General features: G+C 53.9%; 17 protein-coding genes. 5 read left to right on the forward strand and 12 right to left on the reverse strand.

What is annotated here, in order from left to right; all coding sequences use genetic code 11:
- Positions 1 to 11 precede the first annotated feature (11 nt).
- Positions 12 to 938: a DUF808 domain-containing protein gene (locus tag CDH47_RS01715; RefSeq protein WP_100638098.1), complete on the forward strand. Its 927-nt coding sequence runs from the start codon at positions 12 to 14 to the stop codon at positions 936 to 938.
- Here the strand turns inward: CDH47_RS01715 and CDH47_RS01720 are convergent.
- From CDH47_RS01720 to CDH47_RS01750, 7 genes are all read right to left on the reverse strand, one after another.
- Positions 918 to 1,637: a 16S rRNA (uracil(1498)-N(3))-methyltransferase gene (locus CDH47_RS01720; protein ID WP_100638099.1), complete on the reverse strand. Its 720-nt coding sequence runs from the start codon at positions 1,635 to 1,637 to the stop codon at positions 918 to 920. The genes CDH47_RS01715 and CDH47_RS01720 overlap by 21 nt on opposite strands.
- The gene (gene tatC, locus CDH47_RS01725) at positions 1,634 to 2,434 is read right to left on the reverse strand and encodes a twin-arginine translocase subunit TatC (protein ID WP_100638100.1); all 801 of its coding nucleotides are present in this window, start codon (positions 2,432 to 2,434) and stop codon (positions 1,634 to 1,636) included. The genes CDH47_RS01720 and tatC overlap by 4 nt, the downstream gene beginning before the upstream one ends.
- Positions 2,431 to 2,820: a Sec-independent protein translocase protein TatB gene (tatB, locus tag CDH47_RS01730; RefSeq protein ID WP_100638101.1), complete on the reverse strand. Its 390-nt coding sequence runs from the start codon at positions 2,818 to 2,820 to the stop codon at positions 2,431 to 2,433. Before tatB ends, tatC begins: the two co-directional genes overlap by 4 nt.
- Positions 2,821 to 2,831: 11 nt before the next feature.
- On the reverse strand, positions 2,832 to 3,065 hold the full coding sequence (tatA, locus tag CDH47_RS01735; RefSeq protein WP_100638102.1) for a Sec-independent protein translocase subunit TatA: 234 nt from the start codon (positions 3,063 to 3,065) through the stop codon (positions 2,832 to 2,834).
- Between the two features lie 90 nt (positions 3,066 to 3,155).
- The gene (locus tag CDH47_RS01740) at positions 3,156 to 3,485 is read right to left on the reverse strand and encodes a phosphoribosyl-ATP diphosphatase (protein WP_100638103.1); all 330 of its coding nucleotides are present in this window, start codon (positions 3,483 to 3,485) and stop codon (positions 3,156 to 3,158) included.
- Between the two features lie 12 nt (positions 3,486 to 3,497).
- The gene (gene hisI / locus CDH47_RS01745) at positions 3,498 to 3,914 is read right to left on the reverse strand and encodes a phosphoribosyl-AMP cyclohydrolase (protein WP_100638104.1); all 417 of its coding nucleotides are present in this window, start codon (positions 3,912 to 3,914) and stop codon (positions 3,498 to 3,500) included.
- 36 nt (positions 3,915 to 3,950) lie between these two features.
- Entirely contained in the window at positions 3,951 to 4,577 is a 627-nt protein-coding gene (locus CDH47_RS01750; RefSeq protein WP_100638105.1) for a LysE family translocator, read from the reverse strand.
- Positions 4,578 to 4,766: 189 nt separating this feature from the next.
- On the opposite strand from CDH47_RS01750, the gene CDH47_RS01755 reads away from it, so the two are divergent.
- The 3 genes from CDH47_RS01755 (at position 4,767) to CDH47_RS01770 (ending at position 7,430) form a co-directional block, all read left to right on the forward strand.
- Positions 4,767 to 4,961, forward strand: coding sequence for a CsbD family protein (locus CDH47_RS01755; RefSeq protein ID WP_100638106.1), 195 nt, complete (start codon positions 4,767 to 4,769; stop codon positions 4,959 to 4,961).
- 86 nt (positions 4,962 to 5,047) lie between these two features.
- A complete protein-coding gene (gene rlmF, locus CDH47_RS01760; protein WP_100638107.1) occupies positions 5,048 to 6,010 on the forward strand; it encodes a 23S rRNA (adenine(1618)-N(6))-methyltransferase RlmF in 963 nt (320 codons plus the stop codon).
- 403 nt (positions 6,011 to 6,413) lie between these two features.
- On the forward strand, positions 6,414 to 7,430 hold the full coding sequence (locus tag CDH47_RS01770; RefSeq protein ID WP_100638108.1) for a zinc-binding dehydrogenase: 1,017 nt from the start codon (positions 6,414 to 6,416) through the stop codon (positions 7,428 to 7,430).
- A 224-nt stretch (positions 7,431 to 7,654) separates the two neighbouring features.
- Here CDH47_RS01770 and ubiB read toward each other — a convergent pair whose 3' ends face one another.
- The 3 genes from ubiB to ubiE are packed head-to-tail and all read right to left on the reverse strand — an operon-like array spanning position 7,655 to position 10,718.
- A complete protein-coding gene (gene ubiB / locus CDH47_RS01775; protein WP_100638109.1) occupies positions 7,655 to 9,298 on the reverse strand; it encodes a ubiquinone biosynthesis regulatory protein kinase UbiB in 1,644 nt (547 codons plus the stop codon).
- Positions 9,295 to 9,936, reverse strand: coding sequence for a ubiquinone biosynthesis accessory factor UbiJ (locus CDH47_RS01780; RefSeq protein ID WP_100638110.1), 642 nt, complete (start codon positions 9,934 to 9,936; stop codon positions 9,295 to 9,297). Before CDH47_RS01780 ends, ubiB begins: the two co-directional genes overlap by 4 nt.
- The gene (gene ubiE, locus CDH47_RS01785; RefSeq protein WP_100638111.1) at positions 9,936 to 10,718 is read right to left on the reverse strand and encodes a bifunctional demethylmenaquinone methyltransferase/2-methoxy-6-polyprenyl-1,4-benzoquinol methylase UbiE; all 783 of its coding nucleotides are present in this window, start codon (positions 10,716 to 10,718) and stop codon (positions 9,936 to 9,938) included. The genes CDH47_RS01780 and ubiE overlap by 1 nt, the downstream gene beginning before the upstream one ends.
- Before the next feature lie 126 nt (positions 10,719 to 10,844).
- On the opposite strand from ubiE, the gene CDH47_RS01790 reads away from it, so the two are divergent.
- A complete protein-coding gene (locus CDH47_RS01790; RefSeq protein WP_100638112.1) occupies positions 10,845 to 11,123 on the forward strand; it encodes a polyhydroxyalkanoic acid system family protein in 279 nt (92 codons plus the stop codon).
- Positions 11,124 to 11,128: 5 nt separating this feature from the next.
- Here the strand turns inward: CDH47_RS01790 and CDH47_RS01795 are convergent, their stop codons facing one another.
- The gene (locus tag CDH47_RS01795) at positions 11,129 to 11,878 is read right to left on the reverse strand and encodes a DUF8198 family protein (protein WP_100638113.1); all 750 of its coding nucleotides are present in this window, start codon (positions 11,876 to 11,878) and stop codon (positions 11,129 to 11,131) included.
- 114 nt (positions 11,879 to 11,992) lie between these two features.
- Positions 11,993 to 12,916 carry an alpha/beta fold hydrolase gene (locus CDH47_RS01800; RefSeq protein ID WP_100638114.1) on the reverse strand — a complete coding sequence of 308 codons (924 nt, stop codon included), beginning with the start codon at positions 12,914 to 12,916 and terminating at the stop codon, positions 11,993 to 11,995.
- Between the last annotated feature and the right edge of the window lie 50 nt (positions 12,917 to 12,966).

Raw genomic sequence — 12,966 nt, forward strand, 5'->3', positions numbered from 1 at the left:
AATCGGTACTTATGGCAGGAACCAGTCTACTCGCGCTATTCGACGACATTGCTACTATCCTTGACGATATCTCCATGATGACCAAGGCGGCAGCCAAAAAAACCGCCGGGGTGCTGGGAGATGACCTGGCCCTGAACGCCCAACAGGTAACAGGGGTAAGAGCGGCTCGGGAGCTTCCTGTAGTCTGGTCTGTTGCCAAGGGTTCGTTCGCAAACAAAGCTATACTGGTGCCCGCTGCGGTTGCTATCAGTTTTTTCGTACCCTGGCTGGTTACGCCCCTGTTGATGCTTGGCGGTGCTTTTTTATGCTTTGAAGGTGCTGAAAAAATCATCCACAAGTTCTTCCATTCAGAGGAAGAGGTACAGCGGAAAGAAAAGTTGCTCAAGGCATTAAAACAGCCTGAAGTGGATTTGCGAGTTGTAGAAAGGCGAAAGATTAAAGGCGCTATACGCACCGATTTCATCTTGTCGGCAGAAATAATTGCCATCACTCTCGGAGTGGTCACCGCAGAAACTATCGGGATACAGTTTGCTGTGCTGGCGGTGGTTGCAGTGCTGATCACAGTCGGCGTTTACGGCTTGGTGGCTGGAATAGTGAAGCTCGACGACGGCGGGCTTTACCTGACCCAACAAGAGAGTGTGCTGGCTCGTAAAATAGGCCATGGCATACTCTGGTTTGCGCCTTACCTTATGAAAACTCTGTCCATTGTCGGCACGATTGCCATGTTTTTAGTAGGTGGCGGCATTTTGGTGCACGGCGTAACCCCACTTTATAACGCTATAGAGAACTTTGCTGCAGGGTTTGGCGGCATCCCGGCGGTGCTCTTCTCTACGGTTGCTAATGGGCTGGTTGGTTTGTTGGCGGGCGGGTTGCTGGTGGCAGTACTTACGCCACTGATTCGGATGTGGGCATCCAGATCACAGGCAAGCGTCGAATAACCGACTAACCAGAACGGGAACGGCTGTTTCCACTCTCAGAATGCGGGGTCCCAGGTGAACGCCTTGGCAGCCCGCCTCTTCCAGCTTACCTACTTCGTAAGATGTAAAGCCGCCTTCCGGGCCGACACACAGCGCTGCAGGCTTGTTCAGGTACGTGGGACAGGGCGTCGCGGTGCCCGGGTGCGCAACCAGGGCCACCTTGCCTTGTAACAAGCTGGGCAGCTCATCTTCCACGAAGGGCTTGAACAGCTTGCGAATATGCACTTTCGGCATATTCGTATCTTTTGCCTGCTCCAGACCGAGCGTAAGGTTTTCCTGCAGGTGTTCATCCGACAGCCAAGGCGTTTGCCAAAAGCTTTTTTCAACCTTATAGCTGTTGATCAGCCAGATATCCTTGATGCCCAGCGTCGCGCTGGTTTGCAGAATGCGGCGGAACATTTTAGGTCGTGGCATGGCCAGGAAAAGCGAAAGGGGGAGTGGTGATGGCGGTTGCTGGTCGAGATTAACAAGCAGTTCAGCTTCTGAATCTGTGAGTTTTATAACTTCTCCGCTCCCCATCAGACCGTTGACACGGCCAACCGGGAGTTGGTCACCCAGGGAGGCGCCGAGCACCGACCGAATGTGCTTGAGCCGGCGCCCCCGCAGGACTGCGCGGTTTGGCGCCACAAAATCCTCATCAAAGAGTAAGGCGTGATTCATTTAGAGGAAGGCTCGTCCGTCTCCGTATCTGACACTTCACGAACCGCCAGTCGGCCAAATAAAATCCCAGCTTCAAACAGAATCCACATGGGTACAGCCAGGAGCGTTTGGGAAATGATGTCCGGGGGGGTCAGCATCATGCCGATCACAAAGCATCCCACCACAACATAGGGGCGTTTCGCTGCAAGGTCTGATGGCGTTGTTGCACCGCTGAGTATCAGCAGAATAGTGGCAATGGGGATCTCAAAGGCAATTCCGAATGCAAAGAACATTTTCAGTACGAAGTTCAGGTAGCTGCTGATATCTGGCAGTTCAACAATCCCTTCCGGGCCTATGGCGGTAAAAAACCCGAACACCAGTGGGAATACCACGAAATACGCAAATGCCGCCCCCAGGTAAAACAGAATTACGGAGGTAAAGAGCAGTGGGAATGCCAAACGCTTCTCATGGGCGTAGAGGCCGGGAGCAACGAAGCTCCATAGCTGGTAAAGGATGATTGGGATCGCTGCAAAGACCGACAAAAACAAGGCCAGCTTCAGAGGCGCGAAAAACGGCGAGGTGATATCCGTTGCGATCATGGTCTGGCCTACGGGCAGCAGAGACCGAATAGGTTCGGATAACCAGAGATACAGCTCGTTAGCAAAGGGGTAAATAATGGCAAAGCAGATAACGACCGCCAGAACCATCTTCAGCAAGCGATCGCGAAGTTCCAGCAGGTGCGCGACCAGCGGCATTTCAGGTTGTTCAGGTGTACTGCTCTTATGGTCTGGCTGTTCACCATCTGTTTTTGCATTCATGAAGGCTTATCCGACGGTTTTGGTGCGGCGTCTGACGGTGCGGGCTTGTTTTCATCGGGGGCGGCGGTGCTTTGGTTGCTTGCTGGCTTGCTGGCGGGATCGTCCGACAGGATCATGTGCTCGTACTTTTTGGCTTCGTCCAGAGCGCCCCGCACGGTTTTCTTTACGTCGTCCAGGCCAACATCGCCGGCGTCACTCAGCTCTTTTCTCAGTTCTTCGGCTTTTAACTGGCGATCCAGCTCCGAGGTGAACTGGGTGACCATGCGGCGCGCACCACCAATCCAGCGCCCAGCCGCCCGGGCAGCTGTGGGTAGCCGTTCGGGGCCAAGCACCAATAGAGCTATAACGCCGCAAATCAGCAGCTCAATAAAGCCGATATCAAACATCTTGTCTGGTCTCAGCTTTTGGTTTTTTCCCTGGGCTTCTCTTCAGATGCCTGATGGGCCTGTTCTTCATGAGTAGTTTCCAGCGAATCCGGGTCGTCCGTCTTGCTGTCTTCGTCGCTCATGGACTTTTTGAAACCACGAATAGCACCACCAAGATCGGTGCCAATGTTGCGTAGCTTCTTGGTTCCGAATAACAGAATCACGATGCCCAGTACGATAAGAAGTTGCCAGATGCTGATGCCCATTACGGGATCCTCGTTTTGATGTTTGCGTAAATTAACAGTATACGTTATCCGAGCAGGGTGGCGGAAACCCCCGTAAGGGGTATAACCCGGTCACCTGCTTCGGGATGCTTTTTCTTCTAGCCCGGAAAGATCAAAGCGGCCGTTCAGCTCATCCAGAACATCCTTGGGACCAAGACCCAGGTTGGAGAGCATAACCATGCTGTGGAACCACAAATCCGCCGTTTCGCTGATCACTGCGCGGGTGTTCCCGGAGTGTTCTGCATCCTTGGCGGCCAGCAAGGTTTCGGTGCATTCCTCGCCAACCTTTTCCAGAATCTTGTTCAGGCCTTTAGCATGAAGGCTGGCAACGTAGGACTTCTCCGGGTCGGCTGCTTTACGGGCTTCCAGAACCCGCGCCAGGTTTTCCAGAACATCACTCAATGCACGCACTCCTCAGTTGCTGCCATATATGGCATCCGGATCTTTAATAACGGGGTCAACACCCACCCACTGGCCATTTTCCAGGGAGCGGTAAAAGCAGCTGCGCCGGCCTGTATGGCAGGCAATACCGCCTTTCTGTTCCACTTTCAGCAGTATCACATCCTCATCACAGTCGAGGCGGATGTCCTTTACAATCTGCTGATGCCCCGAGGTTTCGCCCTTGCGCCAGAGTTTACCCCGTGAGCGTGACCAATAAACCGCCTGGCCTTCTTCGGCTGTGAGGCGAAGGGATTCCCTGTTCATCCAGGCCATCATCAGGATGTCACCCGTGGCCGAATCCTGTGCGATAGCAGGAACCAGGCCATCCGCTGTCCAGCGGATGACTTCAAGCCAATCAAGGGTGGCTAGAGTATCAGATAAGTCTTTCATTTTTATGAATCCTGATAGAAAACGAGAATTGCAAAACTATAACTTCGCACGAAGCAGGTTCAAACCAAGCCCGATGTACACAAACCCGGTAACTTTCCCTACCGCGCCAGACAAGCGAGAGTTCGATCTGGCTACCTCTGAAAAGCTGGCGGCGAAGGCGACCAAAAAAAGACACCACACCGTACCGCCCAGTACAAATACACCGCCTAAAAACAGAAATACAGCAGAGCTGTTACCGGCCTCGGGGGCTACAAACTGTGGCAGGAACGCGAGAAAGAAAATGGCGATTTTGGGGTTCAACAGGTTGGTCAGAAAGCCTTGGCAGAACAACTGTGAGCTGCGCTGAACAGCAGTTTCCCCGGATATCGACAGTTTGCTATGGCTGCGCAAGGCCTGAATGCCAAGGTAGATCAGGTACGCAGCACCAATAAACTTGACAGCTGCAAATGCCAGCGCCGACGTTGCCAGTAGCGCAGAAAGCCCGATTGCTGCAAACAGGGTGTGCACCAGTATGCCTGCGCTAACGCCGAATACTGATAACAGCCCGGCAAAGCGTCCCTGGGATACGGTTCTGGCTAAAATGTACACAGTGTCTGGCCCTGGTGTTATCCAGAGCAAAAAGCTTGCACTGAAGAACAACCAGAACTCATGCGCCTGCAACATCTAAGGCTCCTGCCTGACTCTGTAATCGGGATGAAATTATCGCAACCTGGAAAGCATTGTTTAACCGAGGCTCCTATGCCAAGTTTACTATCGATGTTACGGCTTGCGGTAGATGCTGCAAGCCCGATGTTCCTTTTATTTCGGCGACGCGCTATTTTTACGTCGCCCGGTTAAAGCGAGGAAATTGTTATGAATGATGACATCATTGAAGGCAACTGGAAGCAACTTAAAGGCAAGGTGCGTGAACACTGGGGCAAGTTAACAGACGATGATGTGGATGAGATCGCCGGCCGCCGCGACCACTTTATTGGTAAAGTACAAGAGAAGTACGGCACCACGAAAGAGGATGCGATTAAAGAGTGGGAAAAACTCACCAAGTCCTGAGCATTCATAGCCGCTATGACCTTCAAAGCCGGTATCTTCCTGGACTCAGGCGCCGGCTTTGATTTACAAACCCCGGAAATAAAACTTTGAGCCGTTCCCCGCGACGTAATACGCATCAACCGAAACCTGGTGCAAAAGGCCTGCATCCGAAAAACCTGCACAAGCAAGGCTACGATTTTCCAGCCCTTATAAAAAGCCAGCCTGTATTAGCGCCCTATGTTAAAGCAAACGCCTACGGCAACCTCTCCATAGATTTCGCAGATCCACAGGCCGTAAAGTTATTGAATGCCGCATTGCTGAAGCACTACTACGGCATCGTTGACTGGGATATTCCGGAAGGCGCACTTTGTCCCCCTGTTCCAGGGCGGGCCGATTACATCCATCACGTAGCTGAGCTGTTTGGGAAATTTGAGCCTTTTGCCCATCAGGCAGGCACGCAACACGACATTACCTTGCTCGATATAGGCACCGGGGCCAATGGCATATACCCGATACTGGCGTGCCAAATGTACGGCTGGCATTGTGTTGGCAGTGATATAAACGCCCTGTCGCTTGATAACGTGGCCCAGATTATCGCCAATAACCCCACGCTGAAAGACCTATTCAGCCTGCGTATGCAAAGTGATAGGCATAAGATCTTCGACGGAATTATTCAGGAGGGGGAGTTTTTTGATGTCAGTGTGTGCAATCCACCCTTCCATGCTTCACAAGAAGAAGCACTCAAGAGCAGTCAGTTAAAGCTGAAAAACCTTGCGCGTAATCGGGGTGAGAAAAAGCCGGTGCCTGCATCGCAAGCTCTGAACTTTGGTGGTCAGGAAGCGGAGCTGTGGTGCAAGGGCGGCGAACAGATGTTTCTTAAGAAAATGATAAAAGAAAGCCAGGTATTTGCAGTGCAATGCCGTTGGTTTACATGCCTGGTCTCAAAAGCCGAAAACGTAAAACCCTCTATAAAGTTGATCCGCAAGCTTGGAGCGACTGAGGTACGGGAAATTGAAATGAGGCAGGGGAACAAGCTTACAAGAGTGTTGGCCTGGACGTTTTCTGGTTAGAGCCGGTCATCAAGCTGCGAATGAGCCCCTATGGTTGCCTCACTCAGGCATCAAATCCAGCGTCTAATCCGCACTTTGGGCGCAGTATATTCGGGTCCGAAGATCGCATCGAGGGCGCGTTCCTCCGGAATGATTTGAAATCGGGTTATATAGAGCGCAAACGCTATAAGGCCGGGTAATGCGACCAAGATGGCCGCGACTATTTGAGTGGTGTCGTGAAATTGAAGTAATGGCGTCACCACATTTATGCCCCACATGATAAGTGCTGCAATGGCGGCAACTGCGGGAGGGGGATTCTCAGCTCTAATGACGACATGCTTGTGATATAACTCCTATCGTGTGCTTGAACTATGTCATATCCGATGAACAAAGATACTACTTGGAACACGATACCGGAGTCCCTATGAAGCGCGTGATCATACCTAAAGCTGGAAACAGCAGCGTACTGACTCTCAAGGAGTTCCCAAGCCTGGAGGTTGGCCCGGGTGAAGTGCGTATCTCGGTTAAAGCTTCGGGCCTGAACTTTGCTGATATTATGGCGCGCCAAGGTTTGTATCAGGATGCCCCAAGCTTTCCCTTCACTGCCGGGTATGAAGTGTCAGGTGTGATCGACTCCATTGGCGACGGTGTCGAAGAAAAATGGATGGGTAAGCCTGTAATCGCTTTGACCCGGTTTGGCGGCCATGCATCCCAGGTAGTTGTTTCTCTCAACCAGATCTTCGAGAAACCAGGCCGGCTCTCCTATAAGCAAGCGGCAGCTATCCCCGTGAACTATCTGACCGCCTGGCAAGCCCTTATTATTTGTGGTGCGCTGCAGCCGGAAGACACCGTTTTGATTCACAACGTTGGGGGCGGGGTAGGCCTTGCTGCGCTGGATATTGCACAGCACATTGGTGCCACCACCATTGGGACGGCCAGCCCGGGGAAACATGAGTACTTACTGTCTCGCGGCCTTAACCACGCCATAGATTACCGAAATGATGACTGGTACACCGAGTTGATGCGCCTTACCGAGGGTAAAGGCGCTGAGCTGATTCTCGACCCACTGGGTGGAGAGAGCTGGCGTAAGAGTTACAGGGCTTTGCGCGCATCCGGGCGCTTGGCGATGTTTGGAATTTCAGTAGCATCTGGCAATGGCTTTGGCAGCAAGTTATCGCTGGCGAAAACTGCAGTGATGATGCCCATATTCCATCCCATCAGCTTGATGAACGAAAACAGGTCTGTGTTCGGTATCAATATGGGGCGGCTTTGGCATGAGCCTGAAAAAATTCGCCTGTGGATGAATAAAATCATCGCCGGCGTGGAAGAGGGCTGGATCGAACCCACCATTGCCCAGTCCTTTAGCTTTGACGATGCGGCACTGGCCCACGACTACATCGAAGGCCGTGCCAATATAGGCAAGGTGATGCTAACCCCCTAGTTATGCTGACAGGGTTGAGCGTGCCTTTGATCAAGGAAGGGAGTGCCGGGATTATGCACGCCCTTTTAGCTGGGACGCCGCATTTGAAAGGTTCTCTCTGGCTTGGAGCATCATTCTCCGTATCCAGAATGAGCCTATGAACACGATCGACCTCTTCACTGCAGCTTATGTCGTGTCCAGAGGCCCCTCCTATCGAGGTGTGCCCCATGATGGTCATGCCCCCTCTAGCGACTACCACGCCATACCAGCATCCCCGCTGCTGCCAGAAACGCCCAAGTCCACACTGACGCGTGTTCTGCCCATTCGCGGGCTTCGGGCTGGGTTCCTGTTAGGGCTGCGGCAACCAGCGCTAGAGCGACAATTCCCCGGCGCCAGCGGCGGTCGGTTCTGAGCTGCTGTTCGCGGAGCAGTGCCAGGGTATCCTGATTTTGCTTCTCGGTAGGGCCGGCACAGCGCAGTTGTAGCAGTGCGTCGTGAACCAGTTGGGGCATTTCAGGGGACTGCTCCAGCCATGAGGGCAGGTGGGTTTGCAGGGATTTTATCAGGCCGCTTGGGCCTATCCGTTTGCGCATCCAGCCTTCCAGATAAGGCTGGGCAGTGCTCCATAGATCCAGTTCCGGATACAGCTGGCGACCGAGCCCCTCTACGTTTAAGAGGGTCTTTTGTAGTAGAACCAGCTGCGGCTGAACTTCCATGTTAAAGCGGCGTGCAGTCTGGAACAGGCGCAGCAGGAAGTGGCCGAAGGAGATGTCTTTCAGGGGTTTTTCAAAAATCGGCTCGCATACGGTGCGGATGGCCGCCTCGAATTCGTTTACCCGGGTATCTGGTGGCACCCAGCCAGATTGAATATGAAGCTGCGCCACTTGCCTGTAATCCCTGCGGAAGAAGGCCAGCAGGTTGCGCGCAAGATAGCTTTGATCGTCGGGTGCCAGGGTGCCCACTATGCCAAAGTCGATGGCGATGTATTTCGGGTCGGCGGGGTTGGATACGTCTACAAAAATGTTGCCCGGGTGCATGTCGGCATGAAAGAAGCTGTCCCGGAATACCTGGGTAAAGAAGATCTCGACGCCTTTTTCCGCCAGCACCTTCAGGTTTACACCGGCCGCTTCCAGTGCGGGAACGTCGGCAATAGGAATGCCGTAGATGCGCTCCATTACCATCACGTTTTTGCGAGTGTAGTCCCAGTCGATAAACGGAATGTAGATCAGCGAGGAGCCTTCAAAATTGCGGCGGAGCTGGCTTGCGTTGGCGGCTTCCCGCTGCAGGTCCAGTTCGTCGTGGATGGTGGAATCGTAGTCTGCCACCACCTCTACCGGGTGCAGTCGCTTGCCTTCTGCCCAGTACTTCTCAAGCAGGCCGGCCATCAGATACATCAGGGCGAGGTCTTGCCGGATCACTTTTTCAATACCCGGGCGCAGCACCTTCACTACAACTTCCTGGCCATTCAGCAGGGTTGCCGCATGAACCTGAGCTACGGAAGCTGAGGCCAAAGGATCTGCACTGAACTCCTTGAACAGCTCGGCTACCGGCGCCCCAAGGGAGGTTTCAATAATATTGCGGGCAACATCGCTGGAAAAGGGTGGAACGCGGTCCTGAAGGGTTTTGAGTGATTCCGCCATGTCGTCGGGTAACAAATCGCGGCGGGTGGAGAGTATTTGGCCGAACTTTACGAATACCGGGCCAAGCTCTTCCAGAGCCAAACGCAGGCGATCACCGCGGCTAAGTTTTGGTTGCGGGAAAAGATGCCAGGGCGCCAGCAGAAAAAACACCTTCAAAGGCGCGGGAAGCTCCGCTATTGGTAAAAACGTGTCCAGCCGGTAGCGGCAGAATACCCAGGAAATGCGAATCAGGCGTTGCAGGCGGGTCACGGAGTCTCCGGTTTGTCAGTAGTGCCGCGGCTTTCGATCTGGTGAATGCGCGCTTCCAGGCGTTCGGTGCGCAGGCTAAGGGTGTCGATGTCTTCGAACGTGGCTTCCAGTTCGCGGCGGCCGGGCAGGGCGCGGCTTTCCTCGTGCACATATTCTTCAATGTTGGCGTTCAGGGCGCTGAATGCCTGACGGCTCCAGCCGACGGCGTTACGAATACGCTTGCCGATGAAGTGAGCTGGCACGTCGCCTATGTGCCTTGCCATGGCGGCTTCCCAGTCCGGATTCAGTTTATCCAGTGCTCGCTGAAACTGGTGTGCCAAGGCAGTGTCGCCAGCAACACTCAACCGGTTATCCGTGAATACACGGTTGTCACCGGTGGCCAGCGCTGCGAAGGCCAGTGGCTTGCCGCTGATTTCCAGTGCGTGATCGTGAACGGGTTGGCTGCGCACCTGCACCCGGTTGCCTGCCCTGTGCAGTGAGCAGGTAAGGGAGATCGGGTGGGTAATGCGGAACTGTACCGGCCCTTCAAGGGCGCCCAGCAGCGCCTGCTGGCCGGCGGGGTCCAGTTCAAGCGCGTGGTTCAGTGCCCGCTCGATTATGGCGGTGAGCGCCGTAAGCAGGGTCGGGCCGGGAAACATCAGGGTTTGGTTCCCACGTGCAGGGCCACAATGCCGCCGGTCATGTTGTAGTACTTGCAGTTCACCATGCCTGCGTTTTCCATCATGCCTTTGAGTGTGTCCTGGTCCGGGTGCATACGGATGGATTCGGCCAGATACTTGTAGCTCTCGCTGTCACCGGCGATGAGCTGGCCCATCAGTGGCAGAGCCGTAAACGAGTAGGTGTCGTAGGCCTTGCTGAGCAGTGGGTTAGTGGGCTTGGAGAATTCCAGCACCATCAGCTTTCCGCCAGGCTTGAGTACTCGCATCATGTCTCGCAGTGCCTGATCCTTGTCGGTTACGTTGCGCAGGCCAAAGGCAATGGATACGGCATTGAAGCTGTTATCCGGGAATGGCAGGTGCTCGGCATCGGCTTGCACGTACTCAATGTTGCCGGCGTAACCGCGATCCGTCAGGCGGCTGCGCCCAACCTGCAACATGGAGGCGTTGATGTCGGCGAGAACCACTTTGCCATCTCGCCCAACCAGGTCAGAAAATTTCATGGTGAGATCACCGGTGCCACCGGCAATGTCCAGAACCTGATGCCCCGGGCGAACACCTGATAGCTCAATGGTGAAGCGCTTCCACAATCGATGAACGCCCATGGACATAAGGTCGTTCATGAGATCGTATTTACCCGCCACGCTGTGAAATACTTCGGCTACCTGGCCAGCTTTCTGGCTCTTGGCCACATTACTGAAACCAAAATGGGTAACCTCGTCCTGACCATTGCCGGGGGTGGCTGGCGTTTGTTGCTCGCTCATGGGGTATGTCCTGTCAGAAGCTGGACCTCGTATTCTAACGCTTGACGGAGTTGCTACAAGGGTAGCTACACGTTTAATACCGCCTTACACTGTAAAACTGTCCAATTTTGAAGAGAAAACTGATTCATGTCCGTAATCGATGTACACCGCGCCCACACTCTTGATAAAGAACATGCTCGCGAAGCCGCAGAAGCGCTTGCCAAGGATCTTTCCAACAAGTTCGAACTCAACTACCAGTGGGAAGGCGATCATCTCAAATTCAAACGCTCGGGCGTTAAAGGTCATGTGAAGATTACCAATGGCGACCTCAACGTGCGTCTGGAGCTGGGCATGTTGTTGCGGCCTTTCAAATCAAGGATTGAACAGGAAATTAACAGCCAGCTTGATCAGATTCTGAAGGTCTGACTCTTTCAAAGGTCGCCCGGGAGCGCAAATGGCTCCGGGTGGCCGTTGAGAATGTTGTCCATAACCCGCTGTTCACGGGTTACCAACCGCTCAATCAGCACATCCACTTTATCCATCTTCCGGAAGGCGGAATAACCCCGATGCAGGAAATTATGCAGGTCGCTCAGATTGGCCATTTCTGCGGGTGTCCGGCTCATTGAAAGCAGCCAGCCGAGGGTTCGGTTGCGCACGTAGCGATCCAACTGCTGCCCCACATCGGCGACGAGTACAACCTGCCTTCTACGCTGCTCCAGCTTCTGGCTGGCGCGGTAAACCTCGCAGTAGTGCTCGGCGGTGACCATTCGTGCAGGAATGCGGCGTTCATCAAGCAGTTCCGCCAGCTCAAGGTCCAGTTGCTGGGTAATCAGATTAAGCTCGACCAGTCCCGCAAGCACTTCCAGCTGCTGATCCGGCAGCCACTTGACCATTTTCGGAAAGACCCGGTCTATGTTGTCGTCGCGGTGGGTCATGCCGGTAGGAGCGTAAAGGTCGGTGAGCAGAAATTCCAGGCCAGCATGGTAGCCAGGGTGCTGGTACAAATCCTGATGGGTAGCCTTCAGGCGCCCAGCCTGCCAGTCGGCAATAATAAACGTGCTATCGAACAGCCGGTGGCCTGCCTTATGATGGCGAAAGTCGTGATAGTCCAGCAACAGTTTTTGCAGACGGCGGGCGCTTTCTGAGCGCACATCTGTGCTAATAAGGCGCTCACGATACATGGTGCCAGCTCCGGTGGTTTTGCGAAGAAGCTAGTAGTTTACCGAAGGGATGTCTCATGTGCAGCAAACCCGGTCAGGTGCCGGACGCTACTTCATGAAACTGAATGTCTGGCCCTAGCCTTGAGAGGCGGCGGCCAGAGATTCGAAGCCCGGCAGCCATTCTTTGCTGTCAAGAGTTACGAAGTGGCTGGGTGCGTGGGTTTCAATGATCCGCATGGTGGTTGGGCTCTGCCGTGCGCTGGTGAGCATGGCCTGTCGATCCAGAATGCGGTCTATTCCGGGTACCAGGAAGGTGCCGTGGCGCACATGCTGGTAAACGTTGGTGTCGGTGCGCTGCATCCAGTCCAATATGTTCTCTATGTTGCGAACAATCGTCAGCTGATCACGGGTTGAGTAAAACAAACTGGCCAGCAGCTGTTTTTTGCGCGGGTTCATTTTACCGAAGAAGGATTGGCCATAGGCAGACGCTGGTGCGTTGCTGATCAGGCGAATCAACCAGGGCCACATGCCGTGGCTCACGGGTTCCAGAAGAGCGGATATCAACGGGCTTACTTTACCCTGTGGCAGGGCCGGCGCTTCAAGAACCACTTCTACGTGTTCATAAAGCTCGGGGCGCTGTTTTATCGCCTCAAGAGTAACTGCACCGCCCCGGGAGTGGCCGTGAATTCGCACATTTCGAGTGCTGGGCAAGTTTGAAAGCGCCTGGTTCAAGATGCAGGCATCGTATTCAATAGTGCCTTCCAGATGTTTGATCGGCACTTCCCATTCGGGATTTTCAGGCGTTACACCGTTTACCGGAATATGGTAGTTGCTGCAGGTAAGCAGGATCAGTTCTGTTGTTGGTGCGTCGTAGGTCTGGGTGAAGTAACAATGGTTTTCCAGAAAGCCATGCACGCCGATAACGGTGTGCTCTGCTTCGCCGCTATGATTGCGAACAGAAACCGCCCCTTCGCCAACGCGGTAGACGCGTCCCGAGAACATCTCTGAATAGGCACTGTTAATGGGCCTGATCAGCTTGCGAATGTGGCTTGCTTTCATACTGCATCTCCTCCCAGCACGGCGGTAGCTTGTTTTTAGAGTGCGGTCGT

It is taken from the genome of Marinobacter salexigens (assembly GCF_002806945.1).
Classification (GTDB): Bacteria; Pseudomonadota; Gammaproteobacteria; order Pseudomonadales; family Oleiphilaceae; genus Marinobacter; species Marinobacter salexigens.

What these genes read in the sequence shown, in the direction of transcription:
- CDH47_RS01715 (WP_100638098.1), top strand. Translation starts at nt 12, where the DNA reads ATGGCAGGAACCAGTCTACTCGCGCTATTCGACGACATTGCTACTATC.
- CDH47_RS01720 (WP_100638099.1), bottom strand. Translation starts at nt 1,637, where the DNA reads ATGAATCACGCCTTACTCTTTGATGAGGATTTTGTGGCGCCAAACCGC.
- tatC (WP_100638100.1), bottom strand. Translation starts at nt 2,434, where the DNA reads ATGAATGCAAAAACAGATGGTGAACAGCCAGACCATAAGAGCAGTACA.
- tatB (WP_100638101.1), bottom strand. Translation starts at nt 2,820, where the DNA reads ATGTTTGATATCGGCTTTATTGAGCTGCTGATTTGCGGCGTTATAGCT.
- tatA (WP_100638102.1), bottom strand. Translation starts at nt 3,065, where the DNA reads ATGGGCATCAGCATCTGGCAACTTCTTATCGTACTGGGCATCGTGATT.
- hisI (WP_100638104.1), bottom strand. Translation starts at nt 3,914, where the DNA reads ATGAAAGACTTATCTGATACTCTAGCCACCCTTGATTGGCTTGAAGTC.
- CDH47_RS01750 (WP_100638105.1), bottom strand. Translation starts at nt 4,577, where the DNA reads ATGTTGCAGGCGCATGAGTTCTGGTTGTTCTTCAGTGCAAGCTTTTTG.
- CDH47_RS01755 (WP_100638106.1), top strand. Translation starts at nt 4,767, where the DNA reads ATGAATGATGACATCATTGAAGGCAACTGGAAGCAACTTAAAGGCAAG.
- CDH47_RS01770 (WP_100638108.1), top strand. Translation starts at nt 6,414, where the DNA reads ATGAAGCGCGTGATCATACCTAAAGCTGGAAACAGCAGCGTACTGACT.
- CDH47_RS01780 (WP_100638110.1), bottom strand. Translation starts at nt 9,936, where the DNA reads ATGTTTCCCGGCCCGACCCTGCTTACGGCGCTCACCGCCATAATCGAG.
- ubiE (WP_100638111.1), bottom strand. Translation starts at nt 10,718, where the DNA reads ATGAGCGAGCAACAAACGCCAGCCACCCCCGGCAATGGTCAGGACGAG.
- CDH47_RS01790 (WP_100638112.1), top strand. Translation starts at nt 10,845, where the DNA reads ATGTCCGTAATCGATGTACACCGCGCCCACACTCTTGATAAAGAACAT.
- CDH47_RS01795 (WP_100638113.1), bottom strand. Translation starts at nt 11,878, where the DNA reads ATGTATCGTGAGCGCCTTATTAGCACAGATGTGCGCTCAGAAAGCGCC.
- CDH47_RS01800 (WP_100638114.1), bottom strand. Translation starts at nt 12,916, where the DNA reads ATGAAAGCAAGCCACATTCGCAAGCTGATCAGGCCCATTAACAGTGCC.